The sequence below is a fragment of the Pseudomonas sp. S07E 245 genome, assembly GCF_019599025.1.
GTDB lineage: Bacteria > Pseudomonadota > Gammaproteobacteria > Pseudomonadales > Pseudomonadaceae > Aquipseudomonas > Aquipseudomonas shirazensis.
In genome coordinates, this window is the sequence record NZ_CP080625.1 from 4,907,012 (window position 1) to 4,929,337 (window position 22,326).

The 22,326-nt window shown below is 65.2% G+C and carries 22 protein-coding genes; 5 read left to right on the forward strand and 17 right to left on the reverse strand.

The features are described 5' to 3' along the window. Positions 1-2 precede the first annotated feature (2 nt). The gene (locus tag K3F44_RS22510; protein WP_150571347.1) at positions 3-308 is read left to right on the forward strand and encodes a chaperone modulator CbpM; all 306 of its coding nucleotides are present in this window, start codon (positions 3-5) and stop codon (positions 306-308) included. Between the two features lie 145 nt (positions 309-453). On the opposite strand, the gene K3F44_RS22515 is transcribed toward K3F44_RS22510, so the two are convergent. The 17 genes from K3F44_RS22515 to cbiE all read right to left on the reverse strand — a co-directional run bounded on the left by K3F44_RS22515 (position 454) and on the right by cbiE (position 17,785). Then, the gene (locus K3F44_RS22515; RefSeq protein ID WP_150572861.1) at positions 454-963 is read right to left on the reverse strand and encodes a GNAT family N-acetyltransferase; all 510 of its coding nucleotides are present in this window, start codon (positions 961-963) and stop codon (positions 454-456) included. A gap of 31 nt (positions 964-994) precedes the next feature. Next, on the reverse strand, positions 995-1,693 hold the full coding sequence (gene urtE / locus K3F44_RS22520; RefSeq protein ID WP_101316020.1) for an urea ABC transporter ATP-binding subunit UrtE: 699 nt from the start codon (positions 1,691-1,693) through the stop codon (positions 995-997). Positions 1,694-1,743: 50 nt separating this feature from the next. Further along, complete coding sequence (gene urtD / locus K3F44_RS22525) at positions 1,744-2,601, reverse strand: urea ABC transporter ATP-binding protein UrtD (protein WP_101316022.1); 858 nt, start codon at positions 2,599-2,601, stop codon at positions 1,744-1,746. Beyond that, a complete protein-coding gene (gene urtC / locus K3F44_RS22530) occupies positions 2,598-3,677 on the reverse strand; it encodes an urea ABC transporter permease subunit UrtC (protein ID WP_101316024.1) in 1,080 nt (359 codons plus the stop codon). Before urtC ends, urtD begins: the two co-directional genes overlap by 4 nt. Then, complete coding sequence (gene urtB / locus K3F44_RS22535; RefSeq protein WP_101316026.1) at positions 3,677-5,164, reverse strand: urea ABC transporter permease subunit UrtB; 1,488 nt, start codon at positions 5,162-5,164, stop codon at positions 3,677-3,679. Before urtB ends, urtC begins: the two co-directional genes overlap by 1 nt. Positions 5,165-5,263: 99 nt before the next feature. After that, positions 5,264-6,529 carry an urea ABC transporter substrate-binding protein gene (urtA, locus tag K3F44_RS22540; RefSeq protein WP_181107323.1) on the reverse strand — a complete coding sequence of 422 codons (1,266 nt, stop codon included), beginning with the start codon at positions 6,527-6,529 and terminating at the stop codon, positions 5,264-5,266. A gap of 195 nt (positions 6,530-6,724) precedes the next feature. Next, positions 6,725-8,128: a D-serine/D-alanine/glycine transporter gene (cycA, locus tag K3F44_RS22545; RefSeq protein ID WP_150571350.1), complete on the reverse strand. Its 1,404-nt coding sequence runs from the start codon at positions 8,126-8,128 to the stop codon at positions 6,725-6,727. 134 nt (positions 8,129-8,262) lie between these two features. Continuing rightward, positions 8,263-9,627 (reverse strand): PepSY domain-containing protein, encoded by a 1,365-nt coding sequence (locus tag K3F44_RS22550; protein ID WP_150571351.1) that lies wholly within the window; start codon positions 9,625-9,627, stop codon positions 8,263-8,265. Between the two features lie 49 nt (positions 9,628-9,676). Continuing rightward, entirely contained in the window at positions 9,677-11,740 is a 2,064-nt protein-coding gene (locus K3F44_RS22555) for a TonB-dependent copper receptor (RefSeq protein ID WP_220633002.1), read from the reverse strand. A gap of 66 nt (positions 11,741-11,806) precedes the next feature. After that, positions 11,807-12,253: a DUF2946 domain-containing protein gene (locus tag K3F44_RS22560; protein ID WP_224786460.1), complete on the reverse strand. Its 447-nt coding sequence runs from the start codon at positions 12,251-12,253 to the stop codon at positions 11,807-11,809. 25 nt (positions 12,254-12,278) lie between these two features. After that, a complete protein-coding gene (locus tag K3F44_RS22565) occupies positions 12,279-12,761 on the reverse strand; it encodes a copper chaperone PCu(A)C (RefSeq protein WP_150571353.1) in 483 nt (160 codons plus the stop codon). Positions 12,762-12,809: 48 nt separating this feature from the next. Continuing rightward, entirely contained in the window at positions 12,810-13,199 is a 390-nt protein-coding gene (locus tag K3F44_RS22570; protein WP_220633003.1) for a DUF2946 domain-containing protein, read from the reverse strand. A gap of 129 nt (positions 13,200-13,328) precedes the next feature. Then, positions 13,329-14,180 carry an SPFH domain-containing protein gene (locus tag K3F44_RS22575; RefSeq protein ID WP_101316041.1) on the reverse strand — a complete coding sequence of 284 codons (852 nt, stop codon included), beginning with the start codon at positions 14,178-14,180 and terminating at the stop codon, positions 13,329-13,331. A gap of 25 nt (positions 14,181-14,205) precedes the next feature. Continuing rightward, positions 14,206-14,643, reverse strand: a complete 438-nt coding sequence (locus K3F44_RS22580; protein WP_150571354.1) for an NfeD family protein — start codon at positions 14,641-14,643, stop codon at positions 14,206-14,208. A 127-nt stretch (positions 14,644-14,770) separates the two neighbouring features. Next, complete coding sequence (locus K3F44_RS22585) at positions 14,771-15,490, reverse strand: cobalt-precorrin-6A reductase (RefSeq protein ID WP_101316045.1); 720 nt, start codon at positions 15,488-15,490, stop codon at positions 14,771-14,773. Next, positions 15,487-16,581: a cobalt-precorrin-5B (C(1))-methyltransferase gene (locus K3F44_RS22590; RefSeq protein ID WP_220633004.1), complete on the reverse strand. Its 1,095-nt coding sequence runs from the start codon at positions 16,579-16,581 to the stop codon at positions 15,487-15,489. Before K3F44_RS22590 ends, K3F44_RS22585 begins: the two co-directional genes overlap by 4 nt. Next, entirely contained in the window at positions 16,574-17,785 is a 1,212-nt protein-coding gene (gene cbiE / locus K3F44_RS22595; protein ID WP_188035248.1) for a precorrin-6y C5,15-methyltransferase (decarboxylating) subunit CbiE, read from the reverse strand. Before cbiE ends, K3F44_RS22590 begins: the two co-directional genes overlap by 8 nt. 131 nt (positions 17,786-17,916) lie before the next feature. On the opposite strand from cbiE, the gene cobG reads away from it, so the two are divergent. The 4 genes from cobG to cobJ are packed head-to-tail and all read left to right on the forward strand — an operon-like array spanning position 17,917 to position 22,292. Beyond that, positions 17,917-19,248: a precorrin-3B synthase gene (gene cobG / locus K3F44_RS22600; protein ID WP_409077657.1), complete on the forward strand. Its 1,332-nt coding sequence runs from the start codon at positions 17,917-17,919 to the stop codon at positions 19,246-19,248. Next, on the forward strand, positions 19,241-19,867 hold the full coding sequence (locus tag K3F44_RS22605; protein ID WP_101316053.1) for a precorrin-8X methylmutase: 627 nt from the start codon (positions 19,241-19,243) through the stop codon (positions 19,865-19,867). The genes cobG and K3F44_RS22605 overlap by 8 nt, the downstream gene beginning before the upstream one ends. After that, on the forward strand, positions 19,864-20,598 hold the full coding sequence (locus K3F44_RS22610; protein WP_101316055.1) for a precorrin-2 C(20)-methyltransferase: 735 nt from the start codon (positions 19,864-19,866) through the stop codon (positions 20,596-20,598). Before K3F44_RS22605 ends, K3F44_RS22610 begins: the two co-directional genes overlap by 4 nt. After that, positions 20,586-22,292, forward strand: a complete 1,707-nt coding sequence (cobJ, locus tag K3F44_RS22615) for a precorrin-3B C(17)-methyltransferase (protein WP_101316057.1) — start codon at positions 20,586-20,588, stop codon at positions 22,290-22,292. The genes K3F44_RS22610 and cobJ overlap by 13 nt, the downstream gene beginning before the upstream one ends. Positions 22,293-22,326: the final 34 nt, after the last annotated feature.

Consider the following 22,326-nt stretch of genomic DNA (forward strand, 5'->3'; position numbering starts at 1 on the left):
TCATGAGCAGCACCCTGATCGTTCAACTGGACATGCGCACCCTCTGCCAGGAAGCCAATATCACGGCTGACTGGGTGATCGAAATCGTCGAGCACGGCATTGTTCAACCATCGGGGCGAACGCCGGAAGACTGGCTGTTCGACGACCGCGCGCCGGTAACGCTCAAGCGCGCGGTCAAGCTGCATCAGGAGCTGGAACTGGAGTGGGAAGGCGTGGCGCTGGCGCTGGAGTTGCTGGAAGAAGTGCAGCACCTGCGCAGCGAGAACACCATGCTGCGCCAGCGTTTGGGGCGGTTTACCCAGATGTGACTCGCCGCAGGGCCATCGGCTGGCGCGTGACCTGTAGGAGCGGCCTTGTGTCGCGAAAGGCCCGCAAAGCGGGCCCGGCGATGTCAGCGGCGGAGCTGAAATTTTTGGGGCCGCTGCGCGACCCTTTCGCGACACAAGGCCGCTCCTACAGGTGCGCGGGGTTCAGGATCAGCTGCATGAAGGTCAGATCCAGCCAACGGCCAAACTTGATGCCGACCTGCGGCATCTGTCCGGTCACAACGAACCCCAGCCGCTCATGCAACCGCACCGACGCTGCATTGCCGCTCTCGATCGCAGCCACCATCACATGCTTGCCGCAGCCACGCGCACGCTCGATCAGTGCCGCCATCAGCAACGGGCCCAGGCCCTTGCCGCGTTGATCATCGCGCACATACACCGAATGCTCGACGGTGTGCCGAAAACCCTCGAATGGGCGCCAGTCGCCAAACGATGCATAGCCCAACACGCCGCTGTCATCGGCCACCACCAGGATCGGATAGCCCTGCTCAGCCCGCGCCGCAAACCAGGCCTGGCGGTTGGCCAGGTCCACCGGGGTCTCGTTCCAGATCGCCGTGGTATTGCGCACGGCATCGTTGTAGATGGCGAGAATGCCCGGTACATCAGCAGCCTGGGCATCGCGAATCGGGTAGCTCATGACAACGTCTCGCAGAGGGATTGTCTGCAGATTAAATGGTTACCAACCCGCGCACACCTTCGGCCTGCATGTTTTCGCCACGGCCTTGCTGGATGATCTCGCCGCGGGCCATCACCAGGTACTGATCGGCCAGCTCCTCGGCAAAGTCATAGAACTGCTCGACCAGCAAAATGGCCATGTCGCCGCGGTCGGCCAGCTTGCGGATCACCGCGCCGATTTCCTTGATCACCGACGGCTGGATGCCTTCGGTAGGCTCGTCGAGGATCAGCAAGCGTGGCCGGCTGGCCAGGGCACGACCGATGGCCAGCTGCTGTTGCTGGCCGCCGGACAAGTCACCGCCACGGCGCTGCTTCATCTGCTCGAGCACCGGGAACAGTTCGTAGATAAACGCCGGCACCTCCCGCGCCTCGCGGGCCGGGAAACGTGACAGGCCCATCAGCAGGTTTTCTTCAACGGTCAGCCGGGCAAAGATCTCCCGCCCTTGTGGCACATAAGCGATGCCGGCATGCACCCGCTGCTGCGGCTTGAGCGTGGTGATCGGCTGGTCTTCCCAGTGCACGCTGCCTTCCCGCGCCGGCACCAGCCCCATCAAACAGCGCAGCAAGGTAGTCTTGCCGACCCCATTGCGCCCGAGCAGACAGGTCACTTCACCGATCTTGGCCTCGAATGACAGGCCACGCAGGATATGGCTGCCGCCGTAGTACTGATGCAGGGTATCGATTTTCAGCATGTGCAAATCCTTGAGCGCAACGGTTGGCGCGGTCTGTTGGCAAACAACGATCAGCGGCCCAGGTAAACCTCGATCACCCGCTCATCCGCCTGCACCTGCTCCAGCGAGCCTTCGGCCAGCACGCTGCCTTGGTGCAGCACGGTGACGTGGTCGGCGATGCTGCCGACAAAGCCCATGTCGTGCTCCACCACCATCAGCGAATGGCTGCGCGCGAGGCCCTTGAACAGCTCGGCGGTGAACTCGGTTTCGGCATCGGTCATGCCTGCCACCGGCTCATCGAGCAGCAACAGTTGCGGCTCCTGGACCAACAGCATGCCGATTTCCAGAAACTGTTTTTGCCCGTGCGACAGCAGCCCGGCCTGGCGCTGGGCCAAGGGCAGCAGGCGCAACTGGGTCAACACTGAGTCGATGCGCTCGCGCTGCTCGGATGACAGCCGCGAGGCCAGGCTAGCCCATACCGACTTGTCGGTCTTGAGCGCCAGTTCGAGGTTTTCACAGACGGTCAGCGCCTCGAACACCGTCGGCTTCTGGAACTTGCGACCTATGCCGGCCTGGGCGATCTGGTACTCGCTCATGCGGGTCAGGTCGAGGGTGTCGCCGAAAAACGCCGTGCCGGTGTCCGGGCGGGTCTTGCCGGTGATCACGTCCATCATGGTGGTCTTGCCGGCACCATTGGGGCCGATGATGCAGCGCAGCTCGCCAACCCCGATGTACAGGTTCAGCGCATTGAGCGCCTTGAAACCATCGAAGCTGACGCTGATGTCCTCCAGGCTCAGCACCGTGCCGTGGCGCACATCCAGGCCTTTGCCGCGGCGCTGGCCGAGGCCGATCGCATCGCGCCCGGCGCCGATCTGGTCGAATACCGGTTCGAGCATGAATTCCGGGTGTACCGGTGGGATGCCTCTCATGGCTGGTTCCTTTTCTTCAACAGGCCGACCACGCCTTTGGGCAGGTACAGGGTGACGATGATGAACAGCGCGCCGAGGAAGAACAGCCAGAACTCCGGGAAGGCCACGGTGAACCAGCTCTTCATGCCATTGACCAGGCCCGCTCCGAGCAGTGGCCCGATCAACGTGCCGCGTCCGCCCAGTGCTACCCATACGGCAGCCTCGATGGAGTTGGTCGGCGACATTTCACTGGGGTTGATGATGCCCACCTGTGGTACGTACAACGCCCCGGCCAGGCCGCACAGCACGGCGCTGAGCACCCACACCAGCAGCTTGAAACCGCGCGGGTCATAGCCGCAGAACATCAGCCGGTTCTCCGCATCACGCAGTGCCGTCAGCAGGCGGCCGAACTTGCTCTGGGTCAGCCGCCAGCACAGGTACAGGCTGGCCAGCAGCAGGCCGACGGTAAGCAGGAACAACACTGCGCGGGTGCCTTGCGCGGCCACATCGAAGCCGGCAATGGTGCGGAAGTTGGTGAAGCCGTTGTTGCCGCCAAAGCCGGTTTCGTTACGGAAGAACAGCAGCATGCCGGCGAAGGTCAGCGCCTGGGTCATGATCGAGAAGTACACGCCCTTGATCCGTGAGCGGAAGGCGAACCAACCAAACACCAGCGCGAGCAGGCCCGGCGCCAGCACTACCAGGCACAGCGCCCAGGCGAGATGCTGGGTGCCGGCCCAGAACCATGGCAGCTCGGTCCACGACAGAAAGGTCATGAACGCCGGCAGGCCGTCACCCGCCGCCTGGCGCATCAGGTACATGCCCATGGCGTAGCCGCCGAGGGCGAAGAACAATCCATGCCCCAGCGAAAGCATGCCGGCGTAGCCCCACACCAGGTCCAGCGCCAGCGCGACAATGGCGTAACAAAGGATCTTGCCGACCAGCGTCAGGGTGTAGGCCGAGACCTGCAACGAGTGCTCTGCGGGTAGCAGCGACAACAGCGGCAAGGCCAGTAGCAGCAGGACAACAACGATGCCGATGGCCAGCGACAGGCGCGGCCCGGCCTTTTGTGCGGCGGTGACAAGCAGTGGCTGGTTCATCAGTCGATTACCCGTCCCTTGAGAGCGAACAAGCCTTGCGGGCGCTTCTGAATGAACAGGATGATCAGCGCAAGGATAAGGATCTTGCCCAGCACCGCACCGATCTGCGGCTCGAGCAGTTTGTTGGCGATGCCCAGGCCGAACGCGGCCCACAGCGTGCCGGCAAGCTGGCCGACGCCACCGAGTACCACCACCAGGAACGAGTCGATGATGTAGCTCTGGCCAAGGTCTGGGCCGACGTTGCCGACCTGGCTCAGGGCCACCCCGCCAAGGCCGGCGATGCCCGAGCCAAGGCCGAAGGCGAGCATGTCGACGCGGCCGGTGGAGACCCCGCAGCAGGCAGCCATGTTGCGGTTCTGGGTGACCGCGCGCACGTTCAGCCCCAGCCGGGTGCGGTTGAGCAGCAGCCAGGTGAGCAGCACCACCGCCAGGGCAAAGCCGATGATCACCATGCGGTTGTAGGGCAGTACCAGATTCGGCAGCACTTGAATCCCGCCGGACAGCCACGCCGGGTTGGCTACCTCGACGTTCTGCGCGCCAAACAGCAGGCGGATCGCCTGGATCAGGATTAGGCTGATGCCCCAGGTCGCCAGCAGGGTTTCCAGTGGGCGACCGTACAGATGACGGATCACTGTGCGCTCCAGCGCCATACCGACCCCGGCACTGACGGCGAACGCCACCGGCAGGGCGATCAGCGGGTAGAACTCGATGGCGCCTGGCGCGTAGCGCTGCAGCAGTACCTGGACCATGTAGGTGCTGTAGGCGCCGAGCATGAGCATCTCGCCGTGGGCCATGTTGATCACCCCAAGCAAGCCGAAGGTGATCGCCAGGCCCAGTGCTGCCAGCAGCAGGATCGAGCCCAGCGACAGGCCGCTGAAGGCCTGCCCGAGCAGTTCACCGATCAGCAGCTTGCGCTTGACCTGGGCCAGGCTGGTTTCGGCGGCGGTGCGCACGGCGGCGTCGGTCTCGACACCGGGCTGCAACAGCGCTTCAAGACGGGTGCGGGCCAAAGGGTCGCCGGTTTCGCCGAGCAGACGCACTGCGGCCAGGCGTACCGAGGGCTCGCTGGCGACCAGTTGCAGGTTGGCCAGGGCCAGGCCCAGAGCGGCATGCACCGCTGGGTCTGACTCATTGGCGAAGCGCCGGTCTAGAAACGCCACCTGTGCCGGCTGGGCGCTGCGTTGCAGTTCGCCAGCCGCGGCCAGCCGCACGCGGGCGTCATCGCTGAGCAACTGATGGCTGGCCAGGGCATTGTCGATCAGGCCGCGCAGACGGTTGTTCAGGCGCAGCTTGCGCGTGTCGCCGTCGGCGATCCGGCCTTGTTTCAGCGCGGTCAGCAGCGCCAGCCGCGCAGGCTCTGGCTGGGCTGCCCAGTCCTGCAGCAGGCGGGCCTGGTCTGCGGGCTTGGCAGCGTAGAAGAGGTCGCCCTCGCTGGCCTGGGTTGCCAGCGGCAGCAGCAGGAGCAGGGCGAGCAGGAATCTGAGCATTGGTTGATCCTGTTGTGTCAGGGGGAGGCGAGGGCTGCGCGCTCGATCGCGACACAAGGCCGCTCCTACAGGAAAGGGCCGCAGAGCGGCCCCCGTCACTTAGTTACCCTTCACCGCATAATCCGGACGCTTGTCGTTGCCAGGAATGAACGGGCTCCACGGTTGCGCACGCAGGGGCTGCTCGGTCTCCCAGACCACACTGAACTGACCGTCATCCTGGATCTCGCCGATCATTACCGGCTTGTGCAGGTGGTGGTTGGTCTTGTCCATGGTCAGGGTGTAGCCCGACGGCGCGGCAAAGGTCTGTCCGGCCAGCGCTTCGCGGACCTTGTCGACATCGGTGGACTTGGCCTTATCAACCGCCTGCGCCCACATATTGATACCGACATAGGTGGCTTCCATCGGGTCGTTGGTCACCGCCTTGTCGGCGCCCGGCAGATTTTTTGCCTTGGCGTAGGCCTTCCAGTCCGCGACGAACTTCTGGTTGACCGGGTTATCCACCGACTCGAAGTAGTTCCACGCCGCCAGGTGGCCGACCAGCGGCTTGGTGTCGATACCGCGCAGCTCCTCTTCGCCCACCGAGAACGCCACTACCGGTACGTCGGTGGCCTTCAGGCCCTGGTTGGCCAGTTCTTTGTAGAACGGCACGTTGGAGTCGCCGTTGACGGTGGAGATCACCGCAGTCTTGCCGCCGGCAGAGAACTTCTTGATGTTGGCGACAATGGTCTGATAATCAGCGTGGCCGAACGGCGTGTACACCTCTTCTATGTCCTTGTCGGCCACACCTTTGCTGTGCAGGAAGGCCCGCAGAATCTTGTTGGTGGTGCGCGGGTAGACATAGTCGGTGCCGAGCAGGAAGAAGCGCTTGGCGCTGCCGCCGTCTTCGCTCATCACGTATTCCACCGCCGGGATCGCTTGCTGGTTAGGCGCCGCGCCGGTGTAGAAGACGTTTGGCGACATCTCTTCACCTTCGTACTGCACCGGGTAGAACAGCAGCCCATTGAGCTCCTCGAACACCGGCAGCACCGACTTGCGCGACACCGACGTCCAGCAGCCGAACACCACCGCGACCTTGTCCTGGGTCAGCAACTGGCGGCTTTTCTCTGCGAACAGCGGCCAGTTGGAAGCCGGGTCGACCACCACCGCTTCGAGCATCTTGCCATTGACCCCGCCCTTGGCGTTGATCTGGTCGATGGTCATCAACGCCATGTCCTTGAGCGAGGTCTCGGAAATGGCCATGGTCCCCGACAGCGAATGCAGGATGCCGACCTTGATGGTCTCGGCGGCCTGGATACTCCAGCTCAGGCCCATCGCCGCAATCGATGCGCTAAGGGTAAAGGCCTTGATCAGACTGCGACGCTTCATGTGCTCTCTCCGCTGAGTTTTTTATGCTGTTGGCGACTCTGCAGGAGACATTGCAAGCGCTGTGCCCGCTTTTCGGACACGGCCAAAGCCCCGGTTTCCGGGGCTTTGCGGGGGAAGGGTAGGGTTGCTGGGTCCAGCTTGGTGCTGGCGCCCGAGGCGTGCACGGTATTGGGGCCGCTGGGCGGCCCCAAGCAGTCAGCGGTCCATTGCGGCCCGCGGCTGGCGCTTGCTGCGCACGAACTGGTAGGTCACTGCCAGCAGCAGGAACCAGATCGGCGTCACTACCAGCGCCGAGCGGGTGTCGGCCTCAAGGCTGAGCAGCACCAGAATCGCGGCGAAGAACACCAGGCACACGTAGCACATGAAGCGCCCGCCGGGCATCTTGTAGATCGAGCTTTGATGCAGCGCCGGGCGCTGGCTGCGGTACTTCAGGTACGACAGCAGGATCAGTGTCCAGACGAACATGAACAGCACCGCCGACACCGTGGTCACCAGGGTGAAGGCTTCGATCACGTTCGGCACCAGGTAGATCAACACCGCGCCCAGCAGCAGGCAGGCGCAGGAGAAGAACAGACCGTTGGCCGGGACCGCGCGGCGCGAGAGCTTCTCGAAGGCCTTCGGTGCATCGCCTTCCTGGGCCAGGCCGAACAGCATGCGGCTGGTGGAGAACACGCCGCTGTTGGCCGACGAGGCGGCCGAGGTCAGCACCACGAAGTTGATGATGCTGGCCGCAGCAGGCAGGCCGGCGAGGACGAACAGCTCGACGAACGGGCTCTTGCCCGGCACCACGTCCCGCCACGGCGTTACTGCCATGATCGCGATCAGGGCCAGCACGTAGAAGACGATGATGCGGATCGGGATCGAGTTGATCGCCCGCGGCAGGGTGCGCTCCGGGTCTTTCGCTTCGGCGGCGGTGGTGCCGACCAGCTCGATACCGACAAAGGCGAACACGGCGATCTGGAAACCGGCGAAGAAGCCCATCAGGCCATGGGGGAACATGCCGTCATCGTTCCACAGGTTGGCCAGCTGCGCAGTGCTGCCAGTGGGCGACTGGAAGCCGGTGATGACCATATACAGGCCGGTGGCGACCAGGCCGAGGATGGCGACGATCTTGATCAGGGCGAACCAGAATTCCATCTCGCCGAACATCTTCACCGTCACCAGGTTCAGTGACAGCAGCAGCGCCACGCAGCTCAGCGCCGGGATCCACTGCGGCAGGTCAGGGAACCAGAACTGGGTGTAGGCGGCGATCGCGACCACGTCGGCGATACCGGTGACGACCCAGCAGAACCAGTAGGTCCAGCCGGTGAAGTAACCGGCCCAGGGCCCGAGCAGGTCGGCCGAGAAGTCGATGAAGGACTTGTAGTTGAGGTTCGACAGCAGCAGCTCGCCCATCGCCCGCATGACGAAGAACAGCATGAAGCCGATGATCATGTAGACGAAGATGATCGACGGGCCAGCAAGGCTGATGGTCTTGCCCGAACCCATGAACAGGCCGGTGCCGATGGCGCCACCGATGGCGATAAGCTGAATGTGGCGGTTGCTCAGGTTGCGTTGCAGATGCTGATCATCTGGCTCGGGGGTGGAGGTCACGGTCATTGGCTGCATTCCATTATTGGTTCAGTCTTTTTTTGCTAGCCGAGTAGGCTAACACGCCGGTTCCAGATCGGGGCGTGACAGATCGACACGAGTTTTGCGTGGCAGCCTGGGGCCGCAAAGCGGCCCCGGCTCTCTCAAGCCCGAACCACCATCCGCCGCCTCACCACGCAACGATCAACCACCCACATCACCAGCATCGACACCCCCACCAACGGAAACGCGACGCCCAAGACCAGCATCACCACTGTCGCCGTCTTCCACCGCGGCAAATCATGGCGCAGCGGCGGCACCCCCAGGCCACCCTCGGGCCGGCGCTTCCACCACATCACCAGACCGCTCACCGAACCGAGCAGAATCATCAGGCACACCAGCAAGATCACGATCTGGTTGAACGCGCCAAACATCTTGCCCTCATGCAGCATCACGCCCAGCTCAGTCGCGCGGGCGACCGGGCTGTAGTCCTGCCAGCGCACATCGGCCAGCACCTGGCCGGTGTACTGGTCGACATGCAGGGTGGCGTCGTTGCGGGGATCATCAGCAAACACCGCAATGGTAAACACGCCGTCGGCGGTGGTCGGCAGAGTGATGCTGTAGCCGGGCTCGACCTGGCGGCTGCTGGCAATGTCCTCGACCTGCTGCAGGCTGACCTGCGGCGCCGCTGGCTTGCTCGACATCATGTGGTGCCCGGCGTGTTCGGCATGGGCGCCCGACTGCGGCATCGGCGTGTTCTCCATCGCCCAGGGCACGGTCTGCCGATGCGCCTGGTTGAGCACCCGCGCCTGCTGGTCCGACTTGGGCACGTCATTCCACATCGCCGCCGGGAAGCGGTTCCACAGATCGGCATACTGCTTGCCCCACATGCCAGTCCAGGTCATGCCGCTGAGCAGCATCAGCAGCAACAGCGCCGATCCCCAGAAGCCGCTGACCGCATGCAGGTCGCGCCACAGCAGCCTGCCGCGCGAGGCAAAGCGCGGCCAGAGCACACCGGCACTGCTGCGCCCGCGCGGCCACCACAGGTACAGCCCCGACACCACCAGCACAATGCCCCAGCCAGCGGCCAGTTCCACCAGCCGGTCGCCGACGGTGCCGACCATCAGCTCGCCATGCAGGGCACGGGCGATGGCCTGCAGGTTCTGCTTGGCGTCCTGCTCGCCGAGCACCTTGGCGTTGTACGGATCGACGAACACGTTCAGCTCACGGCCGCCGTCATGTACCACGAATTGCGCGCTGCGCTCGCTGTTCAGCGGCGGCAGGTACTGGCCGACGTGGCCCTGTGGATAAGCCTGCTGAACCTGCGCCAGCAGCGCGTCGGCGTTTTGGCGATGGTGGCCGCCTTCGACCACCATCAGCTCGCGGTACATCAGCGGGTCGAGCTGTGGCTTGAACAGGTAGATGATCCCGGTGAGCGCCAGCAGAATCATGAATGGCGCAACGAACAGCCCGGCATAGAAGTGCCAGCGCCAGGCCAGGTTATAGAAGGAAATACGCGGTCCGCCCATGGAACCTCCCATCAGAGGGGCGCGGTCATGGCCGCGCCCGTTGTAATTGTCAGAAGCTGAGATCGACTTTGGTCCAGAAGGTCCGGCCAGGTTCAGGCACCGGCTGCGGATCGTTCGCCGGGTAACCAAAACCGGCGTTGCCGGCCAGGTTCAGGTGCTCGGCATAAGCCTTGTCGAACAGGTTGTCGACGCCGGCGCTAAGCTTGAGATTGCGCGTGACCTTGTAGGCGCCGTTGAGCGAGAACACGCCAAAGCCTGCGCTTTTTTCATAGTCCTTGCCGACCACATTGCCCTGATTTTCAGCGACGCGGTTCTGCGCCGAGACCAGCCGCCACAATGCCCCGGTGCTCCAGTTATCCTGGCTGTAGGTCAGGCCCAGGCGGCTTTCCAGTGGCGGCATCTGCGGCAGTGCCTTGCCGTCGCTGCTGTTTTTGCCCCAAGCGTATGCCAGGGTCGCATCGGCCTTCCAGTTTTCCGACAGCTTGTACGCCGCGCCCAGCTCGCCGCCCATGATCCGCGCATCGATGTTCTGCGCCTGGGTGGTGCTCATGCCCATCATGCCAGTCTGGTAGTCGAACAAAATGTAGTCGCGGATCTGCCCGACATAGCCCGAGGCCCAGGCTTGCAGGCGCTCGTCACGGTACTGGATGCCGAAGTCGAGCTGGGTGGTTTTCTCCGGTTTGATCGCGTCGAAGGCGTTGCGCGCACCGGCCGGGCCGTCGGCCGAGAACAGCTCCCAGTAATCCGGGAAGCGTTGCGCATGGCCAAGGCCGATGTAGGTGGTGGCCGACAGCGCGCTGAGGTCATGCTCATAGCGGACAAAGCCGCTGGGCAGGGTATCGGCGCGAGTGTTGCCGGCGGTGGCCTGGTCGCTGCGCAGATCGCGCGCCGAAGCGCGGTCAAGGCGGGCACCGCTGATCAATCGGTCTTCGCCGCTCGCGTACCAGGTCAGCTCGGCGAACACACCGTAGTTGTGGAACTCGGCATCCTTGCTCCACGGCTGGCCACGGTGCGCGTCGACGCCCATGCCGCTGCGCTGGCGGTGCTCGCTGCTTTGCGCATCGATACCGTTGATCAATTGCACATCGGCCCAACGCCAGGTGGCCTTGATCCGCGCGCCGAGGGTGCGCCGGTCGACGTTGGCGACCATCGGCATGCCCATCATGCCGCTGCCGGACGGGGTGCGCAGGCTGTAGTTGTCCATCACGTGGTCGGCGTAGTTGTAGTAGACCTGCGCCTCGATCTTGTCGAGCACCTCGCCGAGGTTGGATTTTTCGAAGCGCAGGCCCAGGCTTTCGCGCTTGAACTGCGAGCCGTCCATGCCGCGCCCGGCGTAACGGGCTTCGCCGTCACCTTTGCCGGCGGTGAGCTCGAGCAGGGTGTCGGCATCCGGCGTCCAGCCAAGGCTGACGTCGCCGTTCCACTTGTCCCAGCGCGACGGCACGCTGTCGCCGTTGCCGTCGCGGTAGTCATCCGAGCGTGACTGGTTGCCGACGAAGCGCGCATACGCCTCGCTGTTGCCGGCGGCGACGTCGAGCAGCTTGTCGAAGCGGCCATTGGAGCCGGCCAGCAGGCTGGTGTTGACTCGGCTGCCAAGCTCGCCGAACTGCTCCGGCTCGCGTTCGAAGAGGATCGTCCCGGCCGAGCCGCCGGGACCCCAGATCACAGTTTGCGGGCCTTTGATCACGGTAAGGCGGTCATAGGTTTCCGGCGAGATGTACGAGGTTGGCGCGTCCATCCGGTTGGGGCAGGCGCCGAGCATCTGGCCGCCATTGGTGAGGATGTTCAGGCGCGAGCCGAACATGCCGCGCAACACCGGATCGCCGTTGGTGCCGCCAGCGCGGATGGCCGAGAAGCCGGGGATGGTCTTCAGGTAGTCGGCACCATCACTGGCCGGCACTGGCTGGCGCGGGTCCTTGGGGTTGGTGACGATGGTCAGCGGCGAGCTGGGGGCGACGGCGGTGATTACCGTCGGGCTCAGCTCGGCGGCGTCGTGGTCCTGGCCAACATGACCGCTGTCGGCGGCGATAGCCAAGGGGCTCAGCAGCGAGCCGCAGAGCACGGCGATAGTGCCGCGCAGGGAAAGGGTGAAAACGGGGATGCAGCCGGACATAGTGATTCCAGTCGATCAGTCGAATATGAGCGCACAGCCTCCTGGCTGCGGGCGGTCAATGGATGTTCAGACGTAGATCGACTGGGCAGGTGGCGCCCGGCTGCGGGCGCCGGGGAAAATCGCCTGGCGCGCGTGGCCGTGGCGGGTGGCGCTTGGCGGGGGCGGGGCAGGTGGAACGCGGCTGGCGTTGAGCGGGCTGAAGCTCTGCGGCAGCGCCGGGCAGTTGAACAGCAGGGTGCAATAGCCGCACTTGGCCCACAGCGCGTGCAGCTCGGCGTCATCGCTATGGTTGTGGTGGTGCTTGCTGTCGGCGTGGGCATGGCTGGCGGGCATGGGCATGTTCATGGCCATGTCGCTGGACATGCTCATGCCCGTGTGGTGCTCCATCGGCATCGACTGAGAAATCAGCGGCCCGATGAAGATCATCCACATGGCAAACAGGCTCAGCCAGCCGCCACCGGCGCGCCTGCGAGCAGGGCGGGTGGTACGGCGGTAGCTGTGTTTGCCCAGCACGTTCACGGCTGGCGCCTGTCAGCGGTCAGTGCGCGTGTTGCTGTTGCGGATGGTCGGCCGGCGGCTGCTTCTGGACAGCCACTTGCACGGTGATATCGCCGGCTTTTTCGAAGTGCAGGGTCAGTGGGAAGCGCTTGCCGTCGGTGAGCAGGCTGCGGTCCTTGGGCTGCATCAGCATCACGTGGTAGGCGCTGGGGGCGAACAGCAGGTCCTTGCCGGCGGGGATGGTCACGCCGTCGACCTGCTGCATTTTCATCAGGCCTGCTGCGTTCATGGCGTGCTCATGCAGCTGCGCGTCATCACTGATCGGGCTGTCGACGCTGAGCAGGCGGTCGTCGCTGCTGCCACTGTTGTGCACGGTGAAATACGCCGCCACGTTGGGCGCATTGGGCGGCAGCTGCAGCGACCACGGGTGGGCGATGTGCAGGTCACCCTGAGTGTATTCATGGGCATTGGCGAATGCGCCAGGCAGCAACAGGGCGGCCACGACGAGGGCTTGCTTGAGCATGGGGAAATCTCCGATCTGGACAGGTTCAGGGCGCGGGGCGGCTGTAACTCAGGTCAGAGGAGAGGCGCGCGGATTGAGCGCAGGCCATAACTGGCGCGGCGTCGGTTGGTAGCTGGCAAGAATGCTCGCAGTGCCGTTGTCCATGGCGACAGGGCTGTGCAACTGCGGCGGATGCCCAGGCAAGGCCAGCAGCGTCAGGCCGCCTGAGCAGCACCAGCAATGTTGCATGCTCGGGTGCTCGTCGCCTTGCGGGCCGAGGTCGATCTTGGCCAGCGCCTGCACTGCCGGCGTGGGCTTGACGCCCATGCTGGAGCAGAACGCCCCCCACAGCAGCTGCTCGGCCGCGCTTTTCGGCGCAGCGGAAGACAGCGGCATGGCCAGCAGATTGAACAGCACTGCAAGGCAGGCGATCCAGGCGATGGGCCGACGTGGGGGCATGGAGAGATCCGGTCAGGAATCGTGGTGGCTATTGTAAGGCGCAGTATAGGTAAAAATACCCCGGTGCGGTGAAGTGCCGCAGCTGCGCCTGTGCAATGGTCGCCCTGACCTGAGCGGGGCGGCGGTGTATCAGGCCTTGCGCCCGAGCAGCCCGCGCACTGTTTCTTGCAGGTCGGCCGGCAACACCACGATCTTGGAATTGTTGCTCGCAGCGAGGGTTTCCATCGCACCGATGTAACGCTCGCCAAGCAGGTACATGGCCGGGGTGGTTTCGCTGCCGACCGCCTCGCGCACCAGGGTAATCGCTCGGGCCGAGGCTTCGGCCAGGTTGATCTGCGCTTCTGCGTCGAGCCGAGCCGACTGCAGGCGCGCTTCGGCTTCCAGTACGGCCGCTTGCTTGGCGCCCTCGGCACGGGTCACGTCGGCTTTACGCTCACGCTCTGCGGCGGCCTGACGTTCCATCGCCAACTGCATGTTCGGCGACGGCTTGATGTCCTGGATTTCTACCGAGCGCACGGTCACGCCCCAGTCTTCGGTCTGCTCGGACATCGCTTCGCGCAGGCGCGCCTTGATCTGCTCGCGGCTGGACAGAGCTTCGTCGAGGTCCATGGCACCGACGATCGCCCGCAGCGAGGTCATGGTCAGGCTGGTCACGGCAAACGAGAAGTTCTGCACGCCGTAGGAGGCCTTCTGCGGGTCGATTACCTTGGCGAAGCACAGTGCGTTGGCGACGATGACGGCGTTGTCCTTGGTGATGATTTCCTGTTGCTGGACATCGAGGATGATGTCCTTGGTCGGCAGGCGATAGGCAACCACGTCCATGTACGGGATGAGGATGTTCAGGCCGGGCTTGAGCGTGCTGTGGTAGCGGCCCAGGCGCTCGACGATCCACTCTTCGCCCTGGGGCACGATGCGCACCCCTTTGAATACGGTGATCAGAACAAACAGTGCCAGGCAGGCGACGACGATTAGGCTGGTCATGGTGCAGCGTCCTTTAAGTACGGATTCAGGCCCGGGTGATCCGGGCGGTGTTGCCTTCGATGGCGGTCAGGCGCACACGCTCGCCGGCGGCGATGTCACTGTCGGCGATGCACACCCATTCCTCGTTGCCGAGGATCGGCTTCTGGAAGCGCACCCGGCCCTTCTGAAACTCCGAGACGGCCACGGTAAGCAGGCCGACCTCGCCGATCACGCTGTCGGCAGTCCAGCGCACGTCGGGTTTTTTCCGGCGAAACAGCTTGAACCAGAGCAGGGTAGTGGCCGACGAGAACAGCACCCACAGCAGCACCTGGCTGTCCAGTTGCAGGCTGGGCGCGATCAGGGCGATCAGCGCCACCAGCACGGCGCCGATGCCGAACCAGAGAATGAAGAACGTGGGCAGGACCAGTTCAAGCAGGACCAGGGCAACGCCGAAGACGAGCCAGATCCACCATTGCATTTCCATATGGGTGGCCTTCCAGGAGGGGAATGCGCAGTTTACGGCAGATGGCCGGATGGTGGCCATTGAGACGGTTCCTAAAGCTGTGCAGGAAATCTCTCTACCAGCGTGCCCGCTGGCGCCAGCAGCGCGATCAAAGCCCCAGCGCGGCCAGCAAGGTGTCTACCTGAGCAAACTCACGATCCACTGTCGGCAGTAGTGGGCGCTTGAGCACCAGCACCGGTATGCCCAGCTCGCGGGCGACCTCAAGCTTGGGCTCGGTGGCGACGCTGCCGCTGTTCTTGCTGACCAGCACGTCGATCTGGCGGCGGGCGAACAATGCGCGCTCATCCGCCAGCGCGAACGGCCCGCGGGCGGCGATGACTTCGCAGCGGTCATTGCCCGGGTAGCTGTCGAGGGCACGCAAGGTCCAGAACTGCTGCTCGGGTATTTCGTGCAGATGAGCCAGGGGCTCGCGGCCCAGCGTGAACAGTGGCCGGGCAAACGGCGAGAGGGCCGTGACCAGCTCGGCCCAGTCCGCCACCTCGCGCCAGTCATCTCCCGGCTGGGGCTGCCAGGCCGGGCGGCGCAGTGCCCAGCAGGCCACACCGGCACTGCGCGCAGCCTGCGCCGCATTGGCGCTGATCTGCGCCGCATAGGGATGGGTCGCGTCGATCAGCAAGCTGATGCCGGCTTCGCGCAGGTACTGCGCCAGGCCCTCGGCGCCACCATAGCCGCCGACCCGTAGCTGGCAGGGCAGATCCTGCGGCACGCGGCCGACGCCGGCCAGACTGTAGACATGCTGCGGGCCCAGCCGCCGGGCAATGGCCAAGGCTTCGGTAACACCGCCAAGCAGCAGAATCCGCTCGCTCATTGCACACCCGCCCGGCCGACGATGCCGCCCTGGCGGTCGATGGCAAACACCTCGACCTGCACCTGCGCCGGCACCACGCTGCAGGCAAAGGCGCGGGCATGGGCACACACTGCGTCGCCCAGCGCGATGCCTGCGGCATGCGCCAGGGCCAGCGCCTGCTGGCTGGTATTGGCGGTGATGATCGCCTGCTGCAGCGACTGATCGGCACCCAGCGCTTGAGCCCAACCGGCCAACTGCGGCAGGTCGATACTGGAATGACGGCTGTGCAGGTCCATGTTGCCCGCAGCCAGCTTGCTGATCTTGCCGAAACCGCCGCACAGGCTCAGGCGCGCCATCGGCACCTTGCGCAGGTGCTTGAGCACCGCACCGACAAAGTCGCCCATCTCGATCAGGGCGATTTCCGGCAGGTTGTAGACCTGGCGCATGGTGTCTTCGCTGGCATTGCCGGTGCAGGCCGCGACGTGCGTGTAGCCGTTGCTGTGGGCGACATCGATGCCTTGCTGGATCGAGGCGATGTAGGCCGCGCAGGAGAACGGCCGGACGATACCGCTGGTGCCGAGAATCGACAGCCCGCCGAGAATGCCCAGGCGTGGGTTCATGGTTTTCAGGGCCAGCTGATCACCGTCACGCACGTTCACCGTGACCTCGAAACCGCCGCTGTAGCCACAGTCGTTGGCCAGTTGCTGCAGGTGCTCGCTGATCATCCGTCGCGGTACCGGGTTGATGGCCGGCTCGCCGACCGCCAGTACCAGTCCGGGCCGGGTTACGGTGCCGACACCGACACCCGCGACAAAACGCACGCCGGGCGTGGCGAGCAGGCGCACCTGGCTGTAGAGCAGGGCGCCGTGGGTCACGTCGGGGTCGTCGCCGGCGTCCTTCAAGGTGCCGGCCTCGGCGCAGTCGCCGTTACGCCTGCAGAACTCCAGGCGCATCTGCACCACCTTGCCCTTGGGCAGGGTGATGTGCACCGCGTCGGCGTCGACACCGCTCAGCAGCAGGCGTGCGGCGGCGAGGCTGGTTGCCGTGGCGCAGCTGCCGGTGGTCAGGCCGCTGCGCAGGGGCGCGGGTTGTTCGCGGGTTTCCTCACGCATCCAGGGCTTTCACTACGTCGAGCAAGGTGATCGGCAAGGCCTGGCGCCAAGTGTCGAAGTTGCCCAGCGGTTGCGTGTGGGCAATGTGGATGCGGGTCAGCTCGCCGCCGTGCGCTTCGCGAAACTGGGCAAGGGCCATTTCGCTTTGCAGGGTGACGGCATTGGCTACCAGCCGGCCACCGGGGCGCAGGCGCTCCCAGCACAGGCCGAGCATGCCTTCGCCGGTGACGCCACCACCAATGAAGATCGCGTCGGGCCGCTCCAGTTCGGCCAGCGCCTGCGGGGCCTTGCCGCGGATCAGGCGCAGCCCCGGCACGCCAAGCGCGTCGCGGTTGTGCTCGATCAACGCTTGCCGGCCTGCATCGGCTTCGATCGCCAGGGTGCGGCAGCTGGGGTGGGCGCGCATCCACTCGATGCCGATCGAGCCACAGCCGGCGCCGACATCCCACAACAGCGCGCCGGGTTGCGGTGCCAGGCGGGCGAGGGTGATCGCGCGAACATCGCGCTTGGTCAGCTGGCCGTCGTGTTCGAAGGCCGAGTCCGGTAAACCGGCAGCAGGTGACAAGCGCGGTGTGTCCGCTGCAGCCTGGCATTCGATGGCGACCACATTCAACGCAGCCAGCTGACTGTGTGGCCAGTCTTCGGCCGTGCCTTGCACATGACGTTCCTGCGGCCCGCCAAGGTGTTCGAACACCTGCAAACGGCTCGGGCCGAAGCCTTTGTCGCGCAGCAGCGCAGCGATCTGTGCCGGGCTGTCGCCATCGTTGCTCAGCACCAGCAGGCGCAAGCCGGTGTAGCAGTAGGCGTTGAGTGCGGCCAGCGGGCGGGCGACCAGCGACACGATCTGCACCTCCTGCAGTGGCCAGCCCAGGCGCGCAGCGGCCAGGGCGCAGGACGATGGCGCCGACAGAACCCGCAACTGCTCGGCTGGCACCTGCCGCGCCAGGCTGGCGCCGACGCCGAAGAACATCGGGTCGCCGCTGGCCAGTACGCAGACCGGCTCGCCGCGCAGCGCCAGCACCGGTTCCAGGCTGAACGGGCTCGACCAGGGCAGTTGCTCGGCGCTGACACAGTGCGGCAACAGCGCCAGCTGGCGCGGGCTGCCGAAGATCCGCGAAGCCGCCAGCAGGGCACGCCGGGCAGGTTTGCCCAGGCCGCTGAAACCGTCTTCACCGATACCTACAACTGTCAGCCAGGGGGCCATCTGCTTCCTCATCAAGCTTGAGTGGGCCACAACGGCCGCAAATTCACACGATCTTCGACCGCCGGTTTTTCATGCCGTCGAGCAAAGCAGGCATAATACCGCGCCTTCTACACTCAAGCGCACTTTGACGATTGCCGGATGCCTTCTTGAACCCGCCCCTTGACCCTGCCGTTTCGCCCCGCCCCTCGGCCTGCCCGGGGTTGTGGCGCATCGTCGCCGCCCGCGATGGCGGCATCTGCCGGATCAAGCTGGCGGGTGGCCTGCTGCTGGCCGATCAGGCCGACGCTGTGGCCGAGGCTGCCGAGCGCTTTGCCGGCGGCGTGATCGAAGCGACCAACCGCGGCAATCTGCAGATTCGCGGGGTCGGCGCGCAGCACGCCGCGCTGATCGAGCATTTGCTGGCGGCTGGTCTTGGCCCGCGCCAGGCGGCTGGCGACGATGTCCGCAACCTGATGCTGAGCCCGCTGGCCGGGCGCGATCCGGCCATGCTGCTGGATACCCGGCCGCTGGCCGGGCAGATCCTCGAGATGCTCGAAGGCACCCCGCATCTGCATCAACTGTCGGCCAAGTTTGCCGTGCAGTTGGATGGCGGTGAGCACCTGGCCATGCTCGAACACCCGCATGACCTGTGGCTGTCGCCGCTGCAACTGGAACAGCAGACCTGGCTGGCCTTCGGTCTGGCCGGTTGCCCAGGCACCGATCAGCCGCTGGGCGCGGTGCCGTTGGGCGCTGGGCTGGCGCTGACCCGGGCGGTGCTGGAGCGCTTTCTCGAGCTGGCCAGTGCCGAGCAGTCGCGCATGCGCCAGTTGCTGCAGACCTGCCCGGTCGAGCATTTCATCGAAGGCCTCGGCATTGAGCTGCGGCGCGACTCGCCAGTGCTCCAATGGCGACGGGCCAAGGCCTGCGCCAACTGGCTCGGGCCGCTGGCGCAAGCCCAGGGCACTGCGCTTGGCGTTGCCCCACCGCTGGGCCGCTTGACCCCGGCGATGCTGCGTGGCGCCGCCCAGGTAGCGCGCGTCAGTGGTGACGGTGAATTGCACCTGAGTCCCTGGCAGAGCCTGGTGTTGAGCAGCATCGCACCAAGTCAATTGCAGGCCGCCCAGGCCCAGTTGCAGGCGTTCGGCCTGGTCTGCTCCAGCCGCGAGCCACTGGCACGAGTGACCGCCTGCAGCGGCGCCAGCGGTTGTGCCAAGGCACTGGCCGAGACCAAGGCCGATGCCGTCCAGCTCGCCGCGCTGATTGCGCCCGGCGCACCGGCCAGCGTGCACCTCAGCGGCTGCCCGCGCTCCTGCGCTGTGGCCCATGTCGCCCCGGCGACCTTGCTGGCCCGTTCGCCGGGCCGCTACGACCTTTATTTGCGTGACGCGCAGCAGCCCGGCTTTGGTGCCCTGCGCGCGACCGACCTTACCTTGAAAGCAGCAGGCGCCATGCTCGACCTGCCCACGGAGCACCTTGATGATTGACTACATTCGCGATGGTCAGGAGATCTATCGCAATTCCTTCCGGATCATCCGCGAGGAGGCCCGCCTGGAGCGGATTCCTGCCGATCTGGAAAAGCTCGCGGTGCGGGTGATTCACGCCTGCGGCATGGTCGAGGCAATCGATGGTCTGCAGTTCTCCGCAGGTGCCGGCGCTGCCGGGCGCGCAGCGCTGGCCAAAGGCGCGCCGATCCTGTGTGACGCGCACATGGTTGCCGAAGGCATCACCCGTGCGCGGCTGCCAGCCAACAACCAAGTGATCTGCACCCTGCGCGATCCAAGTGTGCCGGCACTGGCCAAGGAGCAGGGCAACACCCGTTCGGCAGTGGCCCTGGAGCTGTGGCGCGAACACCTGGAAGGCAGCGTGGTGGTGATCGGCAATGCACCGACGGCGCTGTTCTACCTGCTTGAGATGATCGACGCGGGCGCGCCGAAACCGGCGCTGATTCTCGGCTTCCCGGTGGGCTTCGTCGGCGCGGCCGAGTCCAAGGCGATGCTCGCCGCCGACAGCCGTGGCGTGCCGTTCGTGATCATGCAGGGCCGTCTGGGCGGTAGCGCAATGGCCGCCGCCGCCGTCAACGCGCTGGCCACGGAGGTCGAATGATGACGCCACGCGGACGACTGCTTGGCCTCGGCGTTGGCCCTGGCGACCCGGAACTGATCACCGTCAAGGCCTTGCGCCTGCTGCGCGAGGCGCCGGTGGTGGCTTACTTTGTGGCCAAGGGTAAGCGCGGCAACGCCTTCGGCATCATCGAAGCGCACTTGCAGGCGCAGCAGACCTTGCTGCCACTGGTGTATCCGGTCACTACCGAAGCGCTGCCTGCGCCGCTGTCCTACGAACAGGTCATCAGTGATTTCTACGATGAGGCCGGCGAGCAAGTGGCCGCGCATCTGGACGCCGGGCGTGATGTAGCGGTGATCTGCGAAGGTGATCCGTTCTTCTACGGATCGTACATGTACCTGCATGACCGCCTGGCGCAGCGCTATGACGCCGAGGTGATTCCTGGTGTCTGTTCGATGCTCGGTGGCGCCTCGGTGCTCGGCGCGCCGCTGGTCTACCGCAACCAGACCCTGACCGTATTGTCCGGTGTGTTGCCTGCCGAAGAGCTCAAGCGGCGGCTGGCCGACGCCGATGCGGCGGTGATCATGAAACTGGGGCGCAACTTCCCCAAGGTGCGCCAGGTGCTGGCCGAGTTGGGCCTGGACCAGCGCGCGCTGTACGTTGAGCGTGCGACCATGGCTAATCAGAAAATCGTTGCGCTGGACGCGGTCGATCCGCAGTCTTCGCCCTACTTTTCGCTGATCATCGTGCCGGGTGAAAAATGGCAGGGCTGAACCTACGCAAAGCGCCGGCCATCATCATCCTCGGCCAGGCCAGCCTGGCTACTGCGCAGCGCCTCCAGCAACTGTATCCCGAGGCCAGCATCCATGGCCTGAATGGCCGGGTCGCGGGCGCCGACAGTGGCTATGAGTCATTTGGCAGCACCTTGCGCGAGCTGTATCTGCAAGACACGCCGATCATTGCCCTGTGCGCCGCTGGCATCGTCATTCGCAGCCTGGCCAGCGTGCTCAGCGACAAGGATGTCGAGCCACCGGTACTGGTGGTCGCCGAAGATGGCAGTGCCGTGGTGCCGTTGCTCGGCGGTCTCGGCGGGGTCAACGTGATGGCGCGCGAGATCGGCGCGGCGTTGTCGGTCGCTGCCGCGATCACCACGAGTGGTGAACTGCGTTTCGGCACCTGCCTGCTCAATCCGCCGGTTGGCTATGCCTTGGCAGACCTGGAGCAGGGCAAGCGCTTTGTCTCCGACCTGCTGGCCGGTCAGAGTGTCCGTATCGAGGGTGATGCGCCGTGGCTTGCGCAGGCGCAACTGCCCGCCGATGCGGCAGCGCAACGAACCATTCACGTGGGCTGCGAAGCGCGCCCCGCCAGCCGTGACGAACTGCTGATCCATCCACGTTCGGTGCTGGTCGCCGTCAGTGCCGAGTCTGCCGAGCTTGCCGAACACGTGCGCGCGGCCCTGCGCGCGGCCAATATTGCCGAGCCAGCGCTGGCGTGCCTGCTTGCCAGTGACCAGCACATGGCCCTGCCGGGCCTGCACCAGGCGGCGCAGCAACTCGGTGTCGCACTGCGCTTTGCCGCGCCGGCAGTGAGCCTGGCCGAGATGGTCGAACAGAGCGTGCCTGGCGCCCGCTTGAGTGAACACTCGGGGTTGTTGGTGGCAGTTGCCAGCGCGCCCATCGACCCTGCCCAGGTCGGTCGCGGTCGTGGCCGGCTGGCAGTGATCGGCCTCGGCCCCGGCGCCGCCGAACTGATGGTGCCTGCAGTCAAGCGCGAACTGAGCCTGGCCGAGGATGTGCTCGGTTACGAAACCTACGTGCGTATGGCTGGCCCGTTCCGCCCGGATCAGGTGCTGCACAACACCGACAACCGCGAGGAGATGCAGCGCGCCCGGCATGCCTTTGAGCTGGCCGCACAGGGCCGTTCGGTCGTGGTGGTGTCGTCGGGTGATCCCGGCGTGTTCGCCATGGCCGCCGCCGTGCTCGAGGCCTTGCACGAGTCGACCGACCCGGCCTGGCATCAGGTCGATCTGCAGATCCTCCCAGGCGTATCGGCATCGTTGGCTACCGCTGCTCAGGCCGGCGCGCCGCTGGGGCATGACTTCTGCGTGATGTCGCTGTCGGACAACCTCAAACCCTGGTCGATCATCGAGACACGCCTGGACCTTGCCGCCCAGGCTGATCTGGTGCTGGCGTTCTATAACCCGATTTCGAAAGCCAGACCCTGGCAATTGGGTGTAGCGCTGGACGTCGTGCGCCGTCATCGCTCAGGCGCTACGCCGGTAGTCCTTGGTCGCGATATTGGCAGGCCAGGGCAGACGCTGCGCGTAGTCACACTGGCCGAACTGCTGCCAGAAATGGTCGACATGCGCACCATGGTGTTGGTCGGGTCTTCGACAACCTGCACATTGCCGCGTGCCGACGGTGGCACCTGGGTCTACACCCCGCGGTGGTACCCAGCGGCCAACTGAGGTGTTGAGGAAATCCTTCAGCGCTCCTTCCCCG